This is a genomic window from Paenibacillus cineris, assembly GCF_018333335.1.
In the GTDB taxonomy this organism is placed as follows: Bacteria; Bacillota; Bacilli; order Paenibacillales; family Paenibacillaceae; genus Paenibacillus_AQ; species Paenibacillus_AQ favisporus.
Genome location: NZ_BORU01000001.1, coordinates 2,520,113 through 2,541,589, shown reverse-complemented (window position 1 = coordinate 2,541,589; position 21,477 = coordinate 2,520,113). Strand labels below are relative to the sequence as shown.

Here is a 21,477-nt window from a genome sequence, read left to right as displayed (position 1 = left end):
ACCTTTGTATTCTGAATATTGTTGGCTTCTTACTCCTGTTTTGAGCTAAACAATCCTCTTCCAATAGCAATCGCTTTACCGTTTGTATCGGCAGCCACGATGTCTGCGATGCTGACGGTCCTCCCCAGCTTGACTACGGAAGCGGTAAACAGCAGATCCCCTGCCCTCCCGGGACGCAGGTAGTCAATTTTGAGATCGACCGTCGGTACCGGCTGATTCAGCTGGCTGAACACGGCAAAATATCCGGCGATGTCGATGACAGTGGCAAGAATCCCCCCGTGGATATATCCGTCGGCGGATGTATAAAAAAGCTCGTTATAGGGCAGCCGAATCGTAACGGACTGTTCGTTCACTTCTTCGAGCTGGATGCCCAGAAATTGATGAAACTTCGTACCGGTCAGAACCGGCTCAATTGCTTCTCGAGTTAAAACGGCGGCCATTTGAGGTTCACCTCCTTTTTGTTTGCCTGTGAAACATTTTTATTCATACTAAACCGGTAGGAATTAAAAGTCTAATTGAACTTTTCTATAAAAAATCAAATAAAATCTATATGTCATTGACGCAGGGCTCGACATTGATCTATAGTTCTCACTAAACTTCGACAAAGAGGAGATCAATTCATGGAGACGCCGCTGAAGCAAATCTATCAGATTCGCATCCCGCTTCCCTTTCGACTCAATCACGTGAACAGCTATCTCGTTCAGGACGGGTCTTTTTGGAGCGTCATCGATCCCGGGCTGGACACCTTAGTTACCGAGAAATCATGGGTGCAGACGCTGCATCAGCTCAATGTAAAGCCCTCTGATATCCGCAATATTTACATCACGCATTTCCATCCTGACCATTATGGGTTTGCCGGTAAGATGCAGCGCTGGACGGAAGCCGACGTTATCGCAAGTCCCGAAACATTTACCTTGGCCGAGCGTTATTTCAGCAAAGAGCAGGGGGTGCGAAATCTCCATTTTTATTTAAAAAGCGGCATGCCGGAGACGCTAGCTCAGGATGTAGCTGAGCTGGACTCGCGGCTGCTCCATCAAATTTCCCCAATTACGGGTACAAGGGTAAACCTGCTCGAAGGTGACTCGCTCGTGCTCGCCGGGGAGCTGTATGAAATCGTACTTGGCGGCGGTCATGCCGAGGGCAGCGTGGGGTTTTGGAATGCGGAGAGGCAGGCGCTGATTGGCGGGGATCTGCTGCTGCAGAAAATCACGCCCAACATCACCTATCAGTTCGAAGAGGATGAGGGGAATCCGCTTGCGTCATATTTCGAGACATTGAACGCGCTGCAAAGACGGATGGTTCGCACCGTTCTGCCCGGACACGGACCGGTGTTTCAGCCGCAAACGGACTATTTTGAATCGGTGATCGCCCACCATAAGGAACGGCTCGATCATGTCCTGGGCATTGTACATGAGGCTGGAAGCGCTGGTACTACGATATATGACATTAGCATGAGTCTGTTCTCCAAAGTTTTTGACAACGACAGCGCACGGTTTGCGCTTGGGGAAACTGCAGCACACGTACGTTACCTGGAACGACAAAAACTCTTGCGGGTGCAAGAGTCCGGGGGAAAGTATTCCATATATGAAAATGTACAGTATTAGCTTCACATAGCCGTGATTCCACACATCCAGCAAAAATAGTACGATTCTCAAACCATCTCGATCTAAAAAAAAGAAAGGTCCGGTAAATCCGGACCTTTCGTCTCTTTCATGAAAAAAATCAATACAAACTTTCAAGCTCATCGATCAGAGAACCGACATAAGCGGCCGCACTCCGGATCGGATCGGGCTGAGACATATCCACCCCGGCCAGCTTCATCAGTTCCAGTGGGCTCATAGAGCCACCGGCTTTTAACACTTCGAGCCAGCGGTCCACTGCAGGCTGTCCTTCCTCCCGGATCAGCTTGGCAACGGCAGTAGATGCAGAGAGGCCGGCTGCATAGGTGTAAGGATACAAGCTCATATAATAATGCGGCTGGCGCATCCAAGTTAACTTGGCTTCTTCATCGATGACCACGTCCGCTCCCCAGAACGATGACAGGATATCGCCTTTCAGCTCGCACAAGGTTACCGCAGTGATTGGCACATTCTTCATGGCCAGATCGTAAACTCTACGCTGAAGCTCGCCTTCCAGTAAATGCGTCACAAAGTTATGGAAGTACGTACCGAGCAGTTGCGAAATCACCCAGCGGCGCATTCTAGGTTCATTGGACCGCGTAAGCAAATGATCCGCCAGCAAGAGCTCGTTCATCGTCGACGGTGCCTCGATAAAATACAGGGACGGACGGGCATTCGTCAGCCGCTGGTATTTCCCTGCGAGCATCAAATGGCCGGCATGCCCTACTTCGTGAGCGAGCGTAAACGCCCCGCGCATGCTGTCGGACCAACTGATCAGAATGTACGAGTGAACGCCCGGAATCGACGAGCAGAAAGCCCCCGTGCGTTTGCCGGCGTTGTCCGCGTAATCCACCCAGCGGTTGCGGAAGGCATCCGATACGATTTCCCCGTACTCCGGTCCGAGGATAGCCAGAGCTTCCTTGATCAGTTCACCGGCTTCTTGAAAGGATATTTCCGGGTTGTAATCGGGATCGAGCGGCGCTTTCAGGTCGGCAAACGTCATCTCATCCAACTGGAGCACCTTTTTCTTCAGAGCGGCATATCTGCGCATATGCGGCGCCAGCTCCTCCTGCAAAATATCCAGGACGTTATTGTACATCTCCTTGGTGACCTGCTGTGGCTGCAAAAGCATATCAGTCACGGACTCGTAACCGCGCAGACGGGATTCAATGACCTGTCGCTTGACTTCGGTGCCGTATGCCTCGGCAAACGTATTCCGGTATTTGTGCAGCGTGTCGCTGAACGCTTTAAATGAGTTGCGGCGCAGTTTCGTATCAGGCGATTCGCAGTACTTATTCTCGTACAGGGCAAACGAGACCGGTACTTCTTCCCCTTGGCCGTTCACCGCCTGCTTGAAGGTCATATCGGCCAGCTTGCTCCGTTCATAAATCCGGTAAGGGGCATCCAATACCTCGCCCAGCGAGGCCAGCACCTTCTCCGTTTCCGCCGTCAAGCGGTGAGGTTTCGTTTGCAGGAGCAGGCGAAGGCTGCGCTCGAATTCCTTCAGTTCGGGCCGATCTGCTATGTACTGGTCAATCGTACCGTCCGGAAGCGCAATGATTTCGGATTTGATAAAAGACAACGCCGAGCTGACCTGCGAAGCAAGGTCGCGCGCTTTCGAAGCGTTCGTCTGATTCTCCGGATTGATGCTGTCGCCGGACTGATGCAGGTAGGCGTACGCTCCTGCCCGGCTCATTCTGCCGGAAAGCTCTTCCTGGGCCTGCAGGCAGGCCAGCAAAGTGTCAGCGCCCTGACTTAGTTCGCCCTCATATTTCGTCACCGTGCCGATATCCCGCTGAATATCATTTAACTCTTGTTCCCATGCTTCTTTGGATGGAAAGATATCATCCAAGTTCCAGGTGGTTTCCACCGGCACTTCAGCCCGTGTTAAAATTTTCGACATGTGCAAAGCCCCTCTCCCAAGTACTAGAATTGACCATTGTATAAATACCAATATGCTCCATTGTAACATAGATGGATACTGTAACGGTAAGCGTTTTATTGATACAACGAATTGTTCTTCCGGTAGTGTGAAGGGGACATGCCGACGATTTTGCGGAAGGTGGCCAGGAAGTGGCTGTACTCCTCGAACCCGACTTCAGCGGCGATATCCGCAAGCGGCCTGTTTGTGGCCAGCAGCAGTTCCTGCGCTTTCCCGATTCTTACCTGCAGCAAATATTGGTAAGGAGACACCATTAAATGTGTGCGGAACAGAAGACGCAGATGGCCCTCGCTTGTATTGGCTACCTTAGCCAAATCTCCAAGTCTAATGGGAGCAGCATACGATCTTTGAATAAAAGCGCAAACTTCGCGCACCCTCTCGTCGATGACCGGTTCCGGGGTCATCAGATGCGGCTCCAGAACGCGGATCATTTCGGCAAACCAGTTCAGGCAAACTGCCTGTGTCTGCAGTTGCCTTGCGGCCTGGGAGATGGATAGCATACCGTCTCCTCTGCTGGAAGCCTTCTCCGAATCACGCGGCTGCCAGGCACGAACAAGATTATACCAGCTGTCCTTAAGCCTTTGCCCATCCTCAATGTTTTGAATCCGGAAGCGGGGAGGCAGCCCGTACAATTCGGACCACTCGATCCCATGCATGTAGGCAGACACACTGGCTGACAAATAATGGATCGCTCCTCTTTCCCCCTCCCCTCCTTCCGTCATAAAAGTGGTGTTTGGCGGAATCAGGACTACTTCTCCCGGCTGCAGGTCAAAGGCTTGTGCTCCAGCGAGCAGCCTGCGGCGGCCGGCCAGAATATACCACAGTGTAACGCCTGGGTTGCGGTACCCCGGAGCGTTCCATTCCGGGCTGCGGATCCATTCAAACGCAAACTGCAGCACCACTTTGTAGGGTTCATGAACGATTCCAATCGGATCAGGGAACATGTTTCAACAGCCACCTCGGGTTCGGTATGACAATGCCATGTTGTTCGTTTTTTATGAGAAAATCATCGTTCTTTTCTACTGGATCATCTTTCGTTTATTTTAACATAGATCTATGAAAGAGGACCTGGTCCAAGAAAGGGATGATGGAATGAAGGCCATTATGGTCATGTTTGATACGTTAAACCGGCGCATGCTTCCTTCCTATGGCTGCGATTGGACGCATCTTCCCAACTTTCGCCGATTGGAAGAGCGGACGGCGGTTTTTGACCGCAGCTTTGTCGGCAGCATGCCATGCGTGCCTGCACGCCGGGAGCTGCATACCGGGCGCTACAATTTCCTGCATCGGAGCTGGGGACCGCTTGAGCCTTACGACGATTCCATGCCGGAGATTTTGAAAAACGAAGGTGTACATATGCATCTGGTCACGGATCATCAGCATTATTGGGAGGATGGCGGGGCGACGTACCACAGCCGCTATACGACCTACGAGTTCATCCGCGGTCAGGAAGGCGACGCCTGGAAAGGCCGGCTGAAGGACCCGGTCATTCCGCCGCAAGCCGTCGACCGTCCGCTGACGGGCATGTTCCGCCAGGACTGGATCAACCGCGAGTTTGCCAAGGAAGAAGAACGATATCCGCAAGCGTTAACCTTTGAGGCGGGTTTGGAATTTATCCGGGCGAATGCGGATCAGGACCGCTGGTTTCTGCAGCTCGAGACCTTTGACCCCCATGAGCCGTTTCGGGCTCCGGAACGGTTTCGAAAGCTGTACCCTCATGCATATGAAGGCAAGCATTTCGACTGGCCGCCGTATGAAGAGGTCCGGCAGTCCCCGGAAGAAGTGGAGCATTTGCGGTATGAATATGCCGCCCTGCTGTCGATGTGCGATCACTACCTCGGTCAGGTGCTCGACTTGATGGATCAGAACGCCATGTGGCAGGATACGATGCTGATCGTGAACACGGATCACGGATTTCTGCTGGGCGAGCATGATTGGTGGGCGAAATGCATCCAGCCTTTCTACAACGAGGTGGCCCATACACCGCTCTATATTTGGGATCCGCGTTCGGGCGTTCAGGGGGAGCGCAGACAAAGCCTGGTGCAGACGATCGATTTAGCGCCAACCCTGCTGGAGTTTTTTGATGTTGAAATCCCTGGGGATATGACCGGGCGCCCCCTCCGAGACACCATTGAGTTGGATACGCCGGTGCGCAAAGCCGCATTATTCGGCTTGCACGGTGGCCATGTGAACTGTACGGACGGACGGTATGTGTACATGCGTGCCCCAGCAGGCCCAGAGAACGGACCACTCTACAACTACACGCTCATGCCAACGCATATGCGCACACGCTTTTCGGTCGAGGAGCTGCAAAACATCGAGCTGGCACCTCCGTTTGCATTTACCAAAGGCGTGTCCCAGATGAAAATCCCCTCGGAATCGTTGGAACGTTACCATGGATTCGGCACGATGCTGTTCGATATGGAGAAGGATCCCGGGCAGAAGCATCCGTTCCGGGATGAGGACATCGAGCAGAAATTAACCGGGTACATGCTGGAACTGATGACTGCCCACGATGCGCCAGAAGAGCAATACGTTCGGCTCGGCTTGGAGGGATACAGACGTAAGGCGCAGTGATATTTTACAAAAACTTTATAAAACAAAATACGGCAATCTCCTCATAAACTGAGTTGGGGATTGCCGTTTGTTCCATTTAGACCTTCGCCGCTGTTCGGGTAGATCCCAGGCTTATATCGTATATTTTACCTTATTTATCGAATGTCACACCGGATGCTCAGTCAGCTTTCCTTTATCCAGATAAAATACCCGGTCGCAATATGGGAGCACCCTGTCGTCATGCGTAACCATCACCGCGCTTTTCCGCTGCTCCTTGACCTGCTTCGCAATCATGGCGACAACTTCCAACCCGCGCGAAGCATCCAGGCTTGCTGTCGGCTCATCGGCGAACAATACGGCGGGGTCATTCATCAGCGCCCTGGCGATCGCCACCCGCTGCCGTTCACCCCCGGAAAGCTTATGCGGATAAGCATTTTTCCGATGCGTCAGCCCCATCTTCTGAAGCAGTTCGTCAGCTCTCGCCGCGCAAGCCTCCTTGCTGCTCCCCGCCAGCTTAGCCACGAGCATCAGTTGCTCCTCCACCTTGAGATACGGTATCAGATTGGCATTCTGAAAAATAAAACCCATCTTCCGCAGGCGCAGCTCTGAAAGGGCTTGTTTGTCCCGGCCAATGATGGACTTGCCGTCAATCAAAACCTCTCCCCCGGTCGGCTCCAGCAGCCCCCCAGCGATCGACAAAAATGTGCTCTTACCGGAGCCCGACGGTCCCATGACGGCGACCAGTTCCCCTTCCGCCACCTTCAGGTTGAGACGGTCCAGAATCGTCCGCTGAAATCCACCGTCTGCAAAAGTGCGTGTGATGTCGTGCAGTTCCAAGCGATTGTTCATGCTGCTGCCCTCCCTATTGCGTCCAATGCTTCGATGCGGGCTACCTTCCACACCGAAAACAGCGAGCCGGCCAACGACATCGCGATAAACGCAGCGCAGGTAAGCGCCAGCATGTTTGCCCCTAACTGAAACGGCATGGTCCCGGGAAGCGCCATCTCCAACACTTTCACCAGGAAAATGCTGACTGCCAAGCTGAATACGGACAAGAGCAGTACTTGAAGCGTCACGCTTCCGGCCAGATACGCGGTGCGCGTGCCAATCGCTTTGAGAATACCGAATTGGCTCGTTTTTTGAATCGTGATGACGTAAAAGAAGACAGCCAGCACGAACGCCGAGATAACAAACAGGAACGCAATCATCATCAGCAGCGAACCCTGTTCCTCTTTGTATCCGGGAATCGCCGACACAGCATCCGCCTTCTTAATGATCTCTGTGTTCGGAACCGCACTTTGAAGCTTAGAGACCTGAACCTCCGTTGCTTTAACCGCAACCGCGTTATATACGGCCTGCCCTTCGGCACTGCCGGAACCTGATTGCGCAGACGATAGCGAATGAAGCCCCATCCACTCCTCCTTGCTCAAGAACACGGCCGGGGCGTGGCTGAACGACTCATTTTTGACAAAACCGGTTACGGTCCACCGGATTCCCGAAGCTTGATCGACCAGAATGGATCCTAATCTGACGCCGTGCTCCGCCAGCTTCTCATCCACGACGACACCGCCTGTTTCCTGTTTCTCCGCAGCCCCCATAGTTAGATCCGGTGCCAGCCATCCTTTGGGATTAACGGCTAACAGCGCAACGTCGATTTTTTGAATGTCACCGGAAAGAACGACGCTCGTCATTTGCACCCCCAGCGGCTCCGCATTCGTTTCGCCCACGACGGACCGGGTCTGTTCGAGCTTCTCCCCACTGATCTGTGATCGGGTAAAGCGATGATCGGATCCTTGCTCCAGCACGAAATGGGTGGCGGGCATATTTTGGATCGATGCTGCATTATCATAGGCCAAGCCCTGGGCCAGACCCGTGACGAACAGCACGAGAAACGAAATCAGCAGCATGATGGCTGCAATCAACGTATACCGGGCCTTGGCGAATCTGATTTCCCGTAAAGCTAAGTACATCCTGCTTCCCTCCTTTGGAATGAGTCCAGTATAGGAAGCGAATGTGAACGGCGCATGAATGGCAAATTACAACGCAGGCAGCGTAACGGTAAAGCTGGTTCCTTCGGGTGAACTGGTTACCTCGATGTGGCCTTCGTGAAGCTGTACGATCCTTTTGACAATGGCCAGTCCAAGGCCTGTGCTTCCGGAACCCCGTTCATGCGCCCGGTCTGCGCGATAGAAACGGTCGAACAAGAAGGGCAAATGCTCTGCGGCAATGCCGTCGCCCGTATCCCGGATTTCCACCTTGATGTCGGCATGCGTTTGTTCGGCATGAACGGTAATGGTCCTCCCGGCAGGAATATGTTGAGCAGCGTTTCCGATCAGGTTCATCCACACCTGAATAAGGAGCACGTCGTCTCCAGTTAACGTTATTGATTCGGGTATAGATATTTTCAGCAGAAGCTCTTTCTCCTCGATACGCCACTGGAGCATCTGAACCGCCTGACGAATCTGATCCCGCAGGGAAAATGTTTTCCGGTTAACTGCAACCTGTCCTTGTTCCAAGGATGAAAGCAGGAGCAGCTGCTTGCTGAGCATCGAAAGATGGCGGCTTTCCTGTTCGATGATAGATGCATAGTGCGCAGATTCCTCAGAAGATAGACGGGACCCGCCAAGCAGTTTGGCAAACCCCTGAATCGACGTCAGCGGCGACTGGATTTCGTGCGAAACGTTGGACACAAACTGCTGTCTGGCCGCGTCCGTACGCTCCAGTTCCCGGCTCATGACCATAAAATGCTCGGCGAGCCTGCCGATTTCGTCCCTCCGTTTGGTCGGCAGCACGATATTGTAATTCCCCTGCGCGATACGCTTCGTTGCCTCCGACAACCGGGTCACCGGCTTAACGAGATAGCGTGTGCTGATCAAAAACAAGACGACGCTGATGGCTACCGTTAAGATCCCGACCAAAGCGAAAAAAATCCGCAGCTCCCCAAATTGCAAAATGACGTCAGGATGCATAAACAAAGCGAATTGACCGCCGCCTGCCGCGACGGGTACCCCGACCGTATTGCTTAACCGGTTATCGAAGAACCCGGAGATAAAAGGCTTGTTCGGGAATTGGGCTACCCCGTGATAGATGTCTCCCTGCAGAACCCCCGATATGGTACTTTCACTCAAGTCCATTTTGCGAAAACTGCGGCCGTAATCGCGGTCATCCTTGTCCCCGTCCGTCAAATAAATCTGATATCCAAGCGCTGCCGCATTCTGCAGGTAGGCATCGACGTCCGCAGGCTCATTCTCCAAGAACTGCTTCATTTGGCTGGCGATTCCGACGAGCTTCTCGTCGTTGAACGGTTTGAGTTTGACATGGTAATACATATTGGAAGCCAAAAAGCCGAGCGTGCTGCTGACAACAATCACAATGAGGGTGATAAGAAACACACGCGAGTACAGCGATTTCATCGTTTGGGCACCTCTAATTTGTACCCGATGCCCCTTACTGTTTGAATGAAGAAATCGTCTGTATAGTCCGCAAACCGCTGACGAAGCCGCTTGATATGGACATCGACCGTTCGGTCATCCCCCTCATAATCGGCTCCCCATACCAGCCGGATCAGCTCGTCCCGCGAAAACAGCCTTCCCGGATACTGGGCAAGCTGCGAGAGCAGCTCAAATTCCTTCATCGGCAGCAAAAAGACGCTCTGACCATCGGTGACCTCCACGTTGTTCCGGTCGATCACAATTCGGTTCAAATAAAGCGTATCGCTTGAGGTGCGCTGATAGCGGCGGAACAGCGCCTTGACGCGAAATACGAGTTCCTCCGGTTCAAACGGCTTGGTCAGGTAATCATCTGTTCCCCGGGAGTAAGCCTCTTCCTTGTCGGTTAGCTGATCCTTTGCCGTCAGCATAACGATGGGAATATCGTAATTTTCCCGAATATATTCGCACAGCTCGTACCCGTCCATATATGGCATCATGATATCCACGACGGCGAGGTCAATGTCATGCCTATCCATCATTTTGGCTGCTTCCATACCGTTCTCGGCTTCATAGACTTGATAGCCCTCTCTCGTCATGACGAACCTCAGCAATTCACGGATATGGCTGTCATCGTCCACAATCAGCAGTTGTCTCATCAAAACTCCCCCACTTTATACAACATTCATAACGATCAATATATCAAAAGGAGATGAACGGCATATGAACAAAACAATACAAAACTTTTCTCTCCGATTAGTTCCCATTGTTCCCCGCTCTGTCTGCATCTAAAAAACAGGCTTAAACAACAAAAAGAGAAGCCCCATTGGGCTTCCGGCTTCCGCTCACAGCTTACACTTTGGAAAAGATCCGCTCACCCTGCAGGAACGGCTTGCAATATTCTGCGCACAAGCGCGGCATCCTCTCCCGCATCCACCCATGAACCGCTTCATTCGGCATTTGAAATGCATAATATCCGATGATTGCCACGAGCGCAAAGCCATCCAGCAAGACCCTATCGTCTGGGCTAATGCTGCGTCCTATCGCTTCATAATACCCATCCAACAGCACGTCCCTGTGTTCGGGCGGCACCATCATGGCCCCCATCGCCACGTCAAGCAGCTCGTAGCCTTGTCCGAAAAAACCAAAATCGATAAAGCTCATGATCCCTTCGGGTGAAATAATTACGTTCCCTAATCCCAGATCTCCATGAACGAGCTTTTGCCTGCCGGAAGGAGACTCAGCTGACGCAGCTAAAAGCTTGTTGATTTCCCGCAAGGTTTCATCAATGATGTCGACATCGGATGCTGTAAACAGGCCGAGGTTGAGTCCTTTCCGGACCGTTTCCGCCAACCAATGATTGTAATCCATCCCCTGGCTGGGCCGGTTCTCCAACGTTTCGTGACGGTAACCGCGAAAAAAAGTGTGCAGCTCGCCGATTTGGCTGCCGAGCCTGCGTACCAATCCGGGTTGGCTGACATCCGTTTTATTGAGGTCCCTCCCCTCTAACCATGAGAGCATGGAGCAATTCAGCTGACGCCCATTATGCTCCATCACAGTGATCAAGCTCCCTTCCGTATTACGGATCGGGGTCTGGACTTTAAAGCCGCTGTTATGGGATAGCTCCTCCAGCATATGCAGTTCACCCAGCAGTCCTTCATAGGTGTGCTGCTTACCGGTCATCCCTTCTTGGAAAGGCTGATGGATTCGCAGAACATATTTGCGGCCGTCGCCCGCATTTACCTTGTATGTTTCGTTTTCGTTATGCCGGAGAAAATCGAATGATGCTCCCTTAATGCCAAACCTTTGTGCCAACCGCTTCAGATCTTCGTTTGTCATGGATTGTACCTCGTTCAATTGGGATGAATGGCCTCTAATACCAAAAGACTATCATACATCCAGCTGAATTTATAGATTGTTACTCGTAGTCCCTGCGAGTGTGTGTGCCCTATTTTTTTCGAACTATACTCTCCGGCTTCGCGAATTCCGATATATTCTATAGCTAAATAGAATGAACTATCGAAATGAAGTTTACAGACTGCTAACAGAAGGCACGATGCTCAGCTTTAGTTCAATCTATATAGAAACAGCACGACTTATTTCATGACGCAAATAGGAGGAATTTTATGAACAACCGCTCGAAGTACGCGGCAATCATTACCCTGATCTGGGCATTTCAAATGGTAACCTCTTCGGTTCTCCCCGAATCCGCATCCGCTGCGGACGACCCTCAACCTGCTGCCATCGTTAGCGAAGGAGGTGCGGCAGATGATTCATCCCCAAATACCAACCAAATGACGAATGCCAGCACACAGCCGCAGATTGCCACCAGTGACGGAACAACCAGCTTTAGAGCAGGGAATAATACAATAGCCACTCCCGTTACCGTGGATTCAAATATTTCCATCAACGACGCCAACACTTTAGTTTCGGCTACAGTTCAAATTTCGAACGGTTTTCATCCCGGAGAAGATTTGCTTCAGTTTGTGAATACCAGCTCGGTCGTATTTAAGGATATTACTGCAAGTTATGATTCAGAGACCGGGATCCTGTCCCTGACATCTGCGAGTCATACCGCGACAGTCGATCAATGGATTCATGCTCTTCAGGCGGTAACCTACACGAATACGGCCATCACCCCCGATACGGCGAATCGCATCATCACATTTACGGTGAGTGACGGTACCGTTTCAAGCAATCCCGCAGACAAAACGGTGACAGTGACAACGGTCAACCAGGCGCCGATTTTGACAACAACGGGTGGCACCTCTACCTTCAAAGGGATCCCCGTTGCCATCGATTCCGGCCTTACCCTTTCAGACTTGGATAACAAGACGATGTCAGCGGCCTCGGTCTCGATTTCGGGAAACTTTTTTTCAAATCAGGATATCCTTGCCTTTATAAACGACGGCTCGACCATGGGTAACATTACAGGGAGCTATAATGCAGAGACAGGGACATTAACTCTGACGTCATCCGGAGCATCGGCTACGATTGCCCAGTGGCAGCAAGCGCTGCGAGCGGTGACTTACTCCAATACATCCACCGATCCGTATACGGCCGCGATAAGAACCATCACGTTCACGGTGAATGACGGTATCGCAAGCAGCAATTCCGTCACCAAGACGGTAAAGGTATCCGCTCCTGGAGCCAACGAGCCACCCGTTGTGACAACAAGCGCCGGTTTAACCTCCTACACAGCCGGGACCGTCCCTGTCGATCCAGCACTGTCCATCTCGGATCCCGATGATCAGACTTTGGCTTCCGGCCGCGTGTCTTTCGTCAGCCCGTATCATGCCGGTAAGGAGGATCTTCAGTTCACCAACGATGGAAAGACGATGGGCAACATCAGCGGCCTCTTCGATCCCGTTTCTGGTATGTTGACCCTGACATCAGAAAATGGAACAGCCACTGTTTCTGAGTGGGAGTCAGCTTTAAGAAGCGTAACTTACATAAGTTCTGAAAATGCATCGGAGCCATCAAATCGAAGCATCCTCTTTGTGGTAAGCGACGGCAACGACGAAAGCAATCAAGCCGATAAAGGCTTAACGGTTCAGGGCTTGACACGCTTGAGCGTCAACGCAAGCAGCTTACATATGGAGGTTGGCCAGAGTTCATCAGTCTTGTTGAAAGCTCTGTATTCGAATCAGTCTGAAACTGACGTTACAAAGTCAGCAGTATGGACTACTGCCGATCCAGCGGTTGCCGAGGTTACCAACGGCGAGATAAACGGTAAGAGTGCGGGCACGACTGTGATCACAGCCGTCTACGGGGGCAAGAGCGAATCATTGAACCTAACGGTCACAGCCAAGCCGGTCGTTTCTATCCCTTCCCAACCGGCAGATACACCATCTGCACCAAGTCCGGCCCCTGTAACGACGCCTACACCGACTCCAACTCCTACGCCAATACCGGAAATGCCGGAATCTTCATTCCGGAAGTTTATTCGCGCAGAGGATATTGCTGCTTCGTTCCGCCACGCCTTGGCGATGAACCATCCGGAGAGATTTGCCGATACATACACGCATTGGGCGGCAAAAGACATCGCGGTGGCTTCCCGGCTTGGATTGGTCAACGGATATGGTGACGGAAGCTTCAAGCCGGACCTTCCGATTAGCCGGGCGGAAATCAGTGAACTGCTTGTCAGAGCTTTCGCGCTTCGGCAAGGGAATGAGGTCGTTACCTTCAGGGATATGCATGATCATTGGGCGGCTGAGTCCATAGGCATTCTGGCTTCCAATGGAATTGTCAAGGGCAATGCAGACGGGCTTTTCCAAGCCGGGCGCAGCCTGACCCGGGCCGAAATGGCTCAAATGATGGCCAATCTGGCGGATTTATCTGAACTGGCCACCGGTGAAGCACGCCATTTTACGGATATTGCCGATTCATATTGGGCTAAGGATATCATCGGGCAAGCCGCAGCAGCCGGACTTCTCGAAGGCAGAGACGAGTCCCGTTTTGCCCCAAATGAACCCGTGACCCGGGCTGAAGCCATCACGATGATTCTTCGGCTGTTAGGAACCAATTCAGACCTCCGTTCGCTGCTGGAGCAAAGCTCCAAGTAACGGATACACACAGCTTTAAACTTGATAGCCAGCTAACCGGAAATCGCCTTGAGAGTATAAGAGCGTGTTTGGAACAAGTCCAAACACGCTCTCTTCAGTTCATCGATCTTCTTGAATTCCACAATCGTGTCCGCGAAACAACTAACGCCCTAATCACGTTTATTAATAAATCGAAAAATTCACGCCATAGAAAGAAAGTCCCATTTTCCCCGCGACGCGCTGAGAAGATAGATTATCCGATGAGGTGCTGTATAGCGGAATACAGCCGAGCTCCCGGACGGCTTCAGCCCATCCCGCCGTCGCTGCAGCAGCGTATCCCCTGCTTCGGAATTGTTCTAACGTTTCCAGCCCGGCTTCATGTGCCTTCGTACCGACGCGGACGCTGCGGCACACGGAGACGGCTCGGCCCTCCTGTACCACCGCAACGCAGGGCAGCGCATAGCTGATCTCGTCATCGAGCCATTCGAATCCTTCCCGCGCAAGCTGCCTTACATTTTCCGGCGTGATTCGCTGCACATCCACGGATGGCTCTATCGTTTCATTTTCAATAGAAAAGCAAGGCCCCATCGTCATCTTTTTACCTTGCAGCAGGTTCCAATAATCCTTCTCATGCTTCGGCCTGTCTTGAAAGTCAACGACCGCAGCCTCTTCGGCACACCATCTCTCCAGCTGTTTCACCAGTTGGTCAGGAACGTCGTGACGGAAACGCCAAACGCTCCCTCCCTCCGTGGTTCTTCCCAGGAACAATCGTGGAGCCGGGTCTGAACCAGGCCAAGGTTCATTGACCAGATGCAGGCGTCCGCTGCGGTCATGGGTAAACATAGCCTCCGCATGATATTCCATTAGATCCCGGGCGGAGGGTTTGTTACTAAGGCCATCATTCAAGATTTCATGCCCCCTTTGAGCGTTCTTAGAATCTCACTGATCGGATGGTTTAAGGGAATGCGCGAGTTCCGTAAAAATCACGCCTAATGCGTAGGCTCCCGCATCCGGGTAACCGATACTCCGGTCGCCAACCGTTCCGGCTCTCCCCATCCGGGCTGCAATGTGCTCGGTTTGCTTGGCCCCCTCAACAGCCGCCTCTGCCGCGGACAGGCCTGCGCCGATCAGATCGGTGCCCTCCTTGGCCGCCTTCGCCCAGGCTTCGGCATAGGGGACAAGCGCATCGATAAGTGTTTTGTCACCCACAACGGCACCCCGTCCAAAGGAACGCTCACCCGTATCCTGAATTCCCTTCACGGCAGCACTCATCATACCGGCGATGTCCGTAACGTACAGCTCGCTCCGGTTCCCCGCAAATTTACCGGCCGCCCGGAAGGCCGAACCCCAGATCGGACCGGAGGCACCGCCGCAATGCTCCATAATGATTAGAGAGCAGGCATCAAGAAATCCTCCGATATCTTGCGCCTGGGAGGTGAGTTCCTCCCACTCGGATTTGAGCTGCTTAAACCCTTTGGCCACGCTCATCCCAAAGTCACCGTCACCGGCATGAGCATCCAAATCGCAGAACGGAATTTCGTTTTCGATAATGACGCCGCTCATGCGATCAACCAGATAAACCAGGTTTTCCAGTGTAAGCTTATTGTTGTGTATGACTCCATGCGCTTCATCGGTGGTGGCGCCGATGGATGCCGGGTGTCGGACGGCCCCTTCATCTGGTACGTACTGTACCGGCTCGAATGGTCCGCGGACGGTCAGCGCCGGCGTCTCGCAATCCTCGCTGAGCAGCTGCTTCAGCTGGGGATTCAGCTTCATGATCGACAACGACGCGCCGGCCATATCAATACTTGTCATATAGTTGCCCACGAATACTTTATACACAGTGACGTTCCGTGCGGCAAGCTCACGTATGACCGCATGGTTCAGCAGGTACAGCTCCTGCAGCGGCGTGCCGCCGAATCCGTTTACCAGGACGGCCACCTCCGCGGGTGCACTGTCGGTGATACGCAAGCTTTCCAGCAGCTCGGCAACCATTCGGGAAGCCAGTTCGTCAGCCGTGATCAGCTTCTCCCGCCGGATGCCGGGCTCGCCATGGATGCCGACGCCGTATTCCATTTCCTGATCGCCGATCTCAAACGTCGGACTGCCTTTGGCCGGCACTGTACAGGACGTGAGCGCAAACCCGATGCTTTTCACGTTATCGACTGCATTCTGGGCGGCCTGCTTGACTTCTTCCAGCGGTAAGCCTGCTTCCGCTGCAGCTCCTGCGATTTTATGTACGAGCACCGTTCCGGCAACGCCTCTTTTGCCGACAGTATACAAACTGTCTTCAACGGCGATATCGTCATCCACCTTCACGTAGTCGACTTGAATGCCGTCTTCGGCAGCGAGATGGGCTGCATTTTTAAAGTTCATGATGTCGCCGCTATAGTTTTTAATAATCAGCAGCGTCCCCTTCTTGCTCGCAGAGGAGCGGATCGCCTGGTACACCTGAATCTGGGACGGGGAAGCAAACACGTCGCCGCAGACGGCCACATCCAGCATGCCTTTGCCGACGAAACCCGCATGTGCCGGTTCGTGGCCGCTGCCGCCGCCGCTGATCAGCGTCACCTTATCCTGCTGGATCACTTTTTTCTTGATGATGTTGTATTTACGGATAAACTCAAGCTCAGGGTGGGCCAATACGAGACCGCTGCACATTTCCGCAACGAGCGTCTCCGGTCTGTTCATGATTTTCTTCATGAGATCACATCCTTTCTTTAAACACTCCAACACGCTATAACCATTATACCGTTGCTGACACCGATTTTAATGGATACGTCGTACGATTTCATCGGCCACCCCCGAATATCCTGCTTCTTCAACATGAATTGCCGCAACCAAACATCTGTAATAAATGCAAAAAAGCCCGGCGCATGCCAGACTTTTCAAAACATATTAAAGCTTATTCGTTACACGCCTTCAGACGCTATCCGAATCGCCCGGTTCATCAAGACCGGCATGGCCGATCTATGATTCTCGCCACGGATTTCCTCGTAACGGGTCTTGAGGCCCTGCGAGGCTTACTGCGACAAACGCCGGCCATTCCGATCAGGGATTCAGCTCTCAGTAGTTTTTCAGCGGCATCCCGACAAATTCATGGAAGGACCTAATCCGTTCGTCTTCAAATTCAAACACGACGGTAAGTACGTTGTGATAAGGTTGGTTACTGAGCAGACCCTCTGCTCGAAAAACGACCACTCCGTACTGAGAATCAAAGAGCTGAAACTGCGGGGTTAACGCTACTTGCAGCACTTCCCTTTCAAATTGGACCAACTCGATGAACCGCTGCCTTCCGAACTGCGGCTCTTTCCAATCGTCATACGGCAAGGGTACGGAAAAACGGAAATCGTCAGTCACAAGCCCGAGAAAATCCGCCGTTTCACCGTATTCAAATGCGGTACGAAACGCTTCAAATGCCCTTCCGCAGGTCGTGTTGGCATCCCAAGCAGCTGTAAGGGGCTTCCCGAAATCAATATCCATTCTCATCATTATTTCTCCTTATTGGCAGTATTATCGTCTCGTCGAATCAAATGAGAAGACACGCTCAGGATACGAAATAAACAAGACAGATGCTGGCTTATTTACCCGGAAAAGATGGAGCAGCTGTAAAACATTTTGCAAATGCAGCTCTGCCAATTTTAAATGAACATGTGTGAGGTTACGTAATATTTATTATGTTAACTGTAAAGAGTTCACTCCCTAAACCTCCGCCACATCGGTTACAATATGGGAAAGGAGCTGTGGATATGAACATCGAAACAAAGGAAATCACGGCCAAAACCATCCTCACCGAAGTAAAAGGATACTTGGATGTGGGGTTCACCCACTCGTTAAATTCATACAGCGGCTGTGCCTTTGCCTGCAAATACTGTTATGTAAGGGAAATGCCCATCCAGAAATTTAAAGACATGCCCTGGGGAACCTGGCTGGAGGTCAAAACGAACGCGGCGGAAAATTACCGAAAGGAGATATTAAAGCTGCGGAAGAAAAACAAACCCGTTCATATCTTTATGTCATCCGCCACCGATCCTTATCAGCCTATAGAACGCAAAGCGGGCATAACCCGGGGGATTCTCGAGGAAATGATCAGCTATCCACCGGATTCGCTGCAAATTCAAACGCGCGGACCGCTCATCACAAGGGACATTGACTTGTTGACTCAGCTTAAGGACAAATGTGAACTGCTGGTATCCATAACCGTGGAGACCGACCGGGAGGATATGAAGCGGATTTTTGCCCCTCAGGCACCTGGTATTCGCCTCCGTCTTAGTGCTTTGCAGGAAATTCGTGAAGCAGGAATCCGAACGCAGGCCTCCATCTCGCCGGTACTGCCGTTCACACCTGATTTCCCCAAAACTTTAAGCGGAATTGCAGATTACGTATGGATCGATACATTACTGATAGGAGACGGTATGCTTGGTAAGCGTTCAGCCAGACTGGGTATGCCAGCTCTTTTTGAGGAGCACGGATTAACCCCTTGGTACGACAGAGATATCCATCTTCGGGTGTTGAAGTACTTCAAAAAACACTTTCCGCCGGACCGGATTCGCGTTTCCAAAGAAGAAGCTTTCCCGATGAAACAGACGGAAACTAAGAGAGATGGACACGAGTGAGACCACTAGATTTCACACCAGTAAAAAAGCTGCAGACCGGGTCATAAAAGACCTGTTGGTTCTGCAGTTTTCTTCATGCCATATCAAGATCTAGGCCAACGATCAAAGCTCACTTAGTTAAGCCCGCTTACAATCTGATCCAGTGCTTTTGCTATAGGCGTTAAAGGACGTCCAAGCAGCTTCTCAAAATCCTGGCTTTCGATCTCAAGCTGCCCCTCACGGATCCCCTGCTGAATGCCTACAACGATCGGGAGGGCAAACTCTGGAACCCCTGCTTGTTTCATGATGTCAGCATATTGTTCGTCGTCGACCTGCTGGAGCGGTACCTCTTTACCCAACACATCGCCCAGCGCAGTCACCAGTTCCGCTTGTGTCAGCAGTTTGCCTGACAGCTCGTACACGGTGTTCTCATGACCTTCCCCCGCTAAAACAGCTGCAGCTGCTTCGGCATACTCCTGCTGCAGCGCCCAGCCTACCTTGCCGGATTCTGCGGACGTCACCCATGGTGCTCCGGCTAGAACCCCCTGAACGCTCGGAATCTCATTCTCCAGGTACCAGTTGTTCCGCAGGAACGAATACGGAATGCCCGTCTTCAAAATCGCTTGCTCTGCTGCTTGATGAGGTGGCGCAAGAAACAGCTTGCTCTCAGCTGCATTTCCCAAGCTCGTGTAGGCGATGAAACCAACTTTGGCTCGTGCGGCAGCTTCCACCGCATTCGTGTGCTGCCGAATCCGGGTTTCGTTGTCTCCATCCGCGGAAATGATCAGCAGCCGGTCAATCCCGGCAAAGGCCTTATCCAATGTTTCCGGCACGTCAAAATCACCATGGCGGACGTCAATACCCCGGGCCCGAAGATCTTCAGCCTTGTCCGGGTTGCGCACGCTGACCGCCAATTGACTGGCAGGGACAGTCTGCAAAAGGGTCTCCACTACTTTTCTGCCCAGCTTCCCTGTGGCACCGGTAACTAATAATTTCATCCTGATTCCTCCATTGTAACGTTATGATCTTATTGTCCCATTATGATCTTAATTGTAACCATATTAGTAACAAATTAGTTATGTAACTATTATAGTTACAGGATTATCATGTGTCAACTGACTAACCCTTTGCTCGTTATCTGTGTTCATAACTAGCAGTGATCCTATTAAACTTAAGCGTTAAAGAAAAGTAAAAAGCTGCCGGACATCCGGCAGCCGAAACGAGCAAAAAGCGTATAAGATTTAATTCGCTGTCAATGGAGTCCGGGAAGAACCGGCCCATTCACCCACCGGCGTGACGGTGTAGGTCGTGCCTTTCACAAGTTTGCTGTCTGGTGCAAGATCGAAGATACCCACGGCCCCTTTGCGGCTGGAGTATTTATAGGCGGCGGTCAGCTTATGCCCTTCCGCATCCGTCAGCTCGACACTGCGGCCCGAGAACAGCTCGTCTCCCGGGTCTTCCGACAGCGTAACCGTAATGGAAGTCTCGCTCACGGCTTCGGCACCGACGATGTCAAGTGGTGCGATGCTCTGCGCCACGAAAGATGGGCGTTCCATCTGCGCCCAATCCGAAGTCACGGTATAGGTGACGCCCGGAGTCAGGGTTTTGCCCTCAGGCAGGCGGAATTTCGGTTCCTGTCTGCCATCGGTCGACTGCGTGAATGGTACATATTTAGCGACCATCGGTTGTCCGCCCTCCGGCGTGATCGTTACCTCCCTGGCTTGTCCGGAGGAAATGATCTGATAGGTTTTGCCATTGGCGCGGTTGTTTTCGTCGAGGACGAAGGCAGCCGCTCCCCGGCCGGTGCTGTACGCGGAAATGACATATCCGTAGTCTACCACACCGTTCGCCTGTAGGGATTCCAGCTCAAACGTATCATTTGTTACCTGTCTGGCCTCGGTCATGTTCAGCTTGTCTGCATTCCCGGTAAAAGTCCCCGCGTGTGTTCCTCTGTAGGTCAGGGAGTATTGGACACCCGGCTGCTGAACGGAGGTTGGTACAATATAAGTAGCGATGGAACCCGTTTTCAGCCGCGGAAGATTGGTTAACGTAAGACCGCCGGTGAAGGCAAAGTCTTCTTTCGCTTTCGTAAATGCCTCGTTGTCCGCCGTTAAAGGCGCATCGAACGTCACGATCAGCGTAATCGCATTTAAGGAACGAATGCTGGTGATTTTGGCTTTGTCCGACGGGATCGCCCGCTGCGCCATATTCAGTAAATACGCAGTTTCTCCGCGAGTGACCGGACCGCTGCCTGGATCAAGGCTTTCAGCCCAGTATTCCACGGATTTCGCATCCCGCTTCAGTGCTTTGGTTACAATCTGTACAAGTTCCGTTTTCGTTACGGTTCCCCGGGGCTCGAAACGGCCATCATTTGCCGGCATGATCCCTTGTGCTGCCGCTTCAGCGGCATATTTCGAATACCATGCCTGCGGATTGACATCCGTGAATCCCTGCTGTGCCTGATCCGCACCTTGCAGACTAAACGTCAGGGTAAGCAATTTGGCCAGCTCCGCACGTGTGACTGGCTGTTCTAAGGCGAGTGAACCGTCCTCGTACCCCTGCATAATATGAAGCTGCGATAACTGACGGACTGCTTGGCTGATATCTCCTTCTCCGAGCGCCCTTGAATCGTCTGCGGCATGCACGGCACCGATAGGCAAGGTGGCTGTTCCCAAAGCTGCGGCCAGCATCAAGCCGGCCAGTTTGTTAGCATGTTTATTCATCGATGGTTCCTCCTTCAATCCCATAAATGGATTGGTGTTTGTCATGTCCCTATCGTAAACGAAACGGATA

17 protein-coding genes are annotated in these 21,477 nt (G+C 52.2%); 4 read left to right on the top strand and 13 right to left on the bottom strand.

Going from position 1 to position 21,477, the window contains the following annotated elements; translation table 11 throughout:
• Positions 1 to 29 precede the first annotated feature (29 nt).
• Positions 30 to 440: a PaaI family thioesterase gene (locus KI379_RS11935; protein WP_212983682.1), complete on the bottom strand. Its 411-nt coding sequence runs from the start codon at positions 438 to 440 to the stop codon at positions 30 to 32.
• A 180-nt stretch (positions 441 to 620) separates the two neighbouring features.
• On the opposite strand from KI379_RS11935, the gene KI379_RS11930 reads away from it, so the two are divergent.
• Positions 621 to 1,604 carry an MBL fold metallo-hydrolase gene (locus KI379_RS11930; protein ID WP_212983681.1) on the top strand — a complete coding sequence of 328 codons (984 nt, stop codon included), beginning with the start codon at positions 621 to 623 and terminating at the stop codon, positions 1,602 to 1,604.
• 118 nt (positions 1,605 to 1,722) lie between these two features.
• On the opposite strand, the gene pepF is transcribed toward KI379_RS11930, so the two are convergent.
• Positions 1,723 to 3,522, bottom strand: coding sequence for an oligoendopeptidase F (pepF, locus tag KI379_RS11925; RefSeq protein ID WP_212983680.1), 1,800 nt, complete (start codon positions 3,520 to 3,522; stop codon positions 1,723 to 1,725).
• 95 nt (positions 3,523 to 3,617) lie between these two features.
• Positions 3,618 to 4,505, bottom strand: a complete 888-nt coding sequence (locus KI379_RS11920) for a helix-turn-helix domain-containing protein (RefSeq protein ID WP_212983679.1) — start codon at positions 4,503 to 4,505, stop codon at positions 3,618 to 3,620.
• Positions 4,506 to 4,653: 148 nt separating this feature from the next.
• Here KI379_RS11920 and KI379_RS11915 point away from each other — a divergent pair, with 148 nt between their 5' ends.
• Positions 4,654 to 6,138 carry a sulfatase gene (locus tag KI379_RS11915; protein ID WP_212983678.1) on the top strand — a complete coding sequence of 495 codons (1,485 nt, stop codon included), beginning with the start codon at positions 4,654 to 4,656 and terminating at the stop codon, positions 6,136 to 6,138.
• Positions 6,139 to 6,282: 144 nt separating this feature from the next.
• Here the strand turns inward: KI379_RS11915 and KI379_RS11910 are convergent, their stop codons facing one another.
• From KI379_RS11910 to KI379_RS11890, 5 genes are all read right to left on the bottom strand, one after another.
• Positions 6,283 to 6,966 carry an ABC transporter ATP-binding protein gene (locus KI379_RS11910; RefSeq protein WP_212983677.1) on the bottom strand — a complete coding sequence of 228 codons (684 nt, stop codon included), beginning with the start codon at positions 6,964 to 6,966 and terminating at the stop codon, positions 6,283 to 6,285.
• Positions 6,963 to 8,087 (bottom strand): ABC transporter permease, encoded by a 1,125-nt coding sequence (locus KI379_RS11905; protein ID WP_212983676.1) that lies wholly within the window; start codon positions 8,085 to 8,087, stop codon positions 6,963 to 6,965. The genes KI379_RS11910 and KI379_RS11905 overlap by 4 nt, the downstream gene beginning before the upstream one ends.
• Before the next feature lie 66 nt (positions 8,088 to 8,153).
• The gene (locus KI379_RS11900; RefSeq protein ID WP_212983675.1) at positions 8,154 to 9,530 is read right to left on the bottom strand and encodes a sensor histidine kinase; all 1,377 of its coding nucleotides are present in this window, start codon (positions 9,528 to 9,530) and stop codon (positions 8,154 to 8,156) included.
• Positions 9,527 to 10,204: a response regulator transcription factor gene (locus KI379_RS11895; RefSeq protein WP_089547176.1), complete on the bottom strand. Its 678-nt coding sequence runs from the start codon at positions 10,202 to 10,204 to the stop codon at positions 9,527 to 9,529. Before KI379_RS11895 ends, KI379_RS11900 begins: the two co-directional genes overlap by 4 nt.
• A 193-nt stretch (positions 10,205 to 10,397) precedes the next feature.
• Positions 10,398 to 11,384 carry a phosphotransferase enzyme family protein gene (locus KI379_RS11890; RefSeq protein ID WP_212983674.1) on the bottom strand — a complete coding sequence of 329 codons (987 nt, stop codon included), beginning with the start codon at positions 11,382 to 11,384 and terminating at the stop codon, positions 10,398 to 10,400.
• Between the two features lie 287 nt (positions 11,385 to 11,671).
• Here KI379_RS11890 and KI379_RS11885 point away from each other — a divergent pair, with 287 nt between their 5' ends.
• The gene (locus KI379_RS11885; protein ID WP_212983673.1) at positions 11,672 to 14,110 is read left to right on the top strand and encodes an S-layer homology domain-containing protein; all 2,439 of its coding nucleotides are present in this window, start codon (positions 11,672 to 11,674) and stop codon (positions 14,108 to 14,110) included.
• 162 nt (positions 14,111 to 14,272) lie between these two features.
• On the opposite strand, the gene KI379_RS11880 is transcribed toward KI379_RS11885, so the two are convergent.
• The 3 genes from KI379_RS11880 to KI379_RS11870 form a co-directional block, all read right to left on the bottom strand.
• Complete coding sequence (locus KI379_RS11880; protein WP_244879266.1) at positions 14,273 to 14,995, bottom strand: GNAT family N-acetyltransferase; 723 nt, start codon at positions 14,993 to 14,995, stop codon at positions 14,273 to 14,275.
• Between the two features lie 33 nt (positions 14,996 to 15,028).
• Positions 15,029 to 16,792: a dihydroxyacetone kinase subunit DhaK gene (dhaK, locus tag KI379_RS11875; RefSeq protein ID WP_212983672.1), complete on the bottom strand. Its 1,764-nt coding sequence runs from the start codon at positions 16,790 to 16,792 to the stop codon at positions 15,029 to 15,031.
• A gap of 363 nt (positions 16,793 to 17,155) precedes the next feature.
• On the bottom strand, positions 17,156 to 17,572 hold the full coding sequence (locus KI379_RS11870; RefSeq protein WP_244879265.1) for a nuclear transport factor 2 family protein: 417 nt from the start codon (positions 17,570 to 17,572) through the stop codon (positions 17,156 to 17,158).
• Positions 17,573 to 17,838: 266 nt separating this feature from the next.
• Between KI379_RS11870 and KI379_RS11865 the strand changes: the two genes are divergently transcribed.
• Positions 17,839 to 18,705 (top strand): SPL family radical SAM protein, encoded by an 867-nt coding sequence (locus KI379_RS11865; RefSeq protein WP_212984698.1) that lies wholly within the window; start codon positions 17,839 to 17,841, stop codon positions 18,703 to 18,705.
• Positions 18,706 to 18,818: 113 nt separating this feature from the next.
• Here the strand turns inward: KI379_RS11865 and KI379_RS11860 are convergent, their stop codons facing one another.
• Positions 18,819 to 19,682 (bottom strand): SDR family oxidoreductase, encoded by an 864-nt coding sequence (locus KI379_RS11860; protein ID WP_212983671.1) that lies wholly within the window; start codon positions 19,680 to 19,682, stop codon positions 18,819 to 18,821.
• A gap of 243 nt (positions 19,683 to 19,925) precedes the next feature.
• Complete coding sequence (locus KI379_RS11855) at positions 19,926 to 21,407, bottom strand: S-layer homology domain-containing protein (RefSeq protein WP_212983670.1); 1,482 nt, start codon at positions 21,405 to 21,407, stop codon at positions 19,926 to 19,928.
• Positions 21,408 to 21,477: the final 70 nt, after the last annotated feature.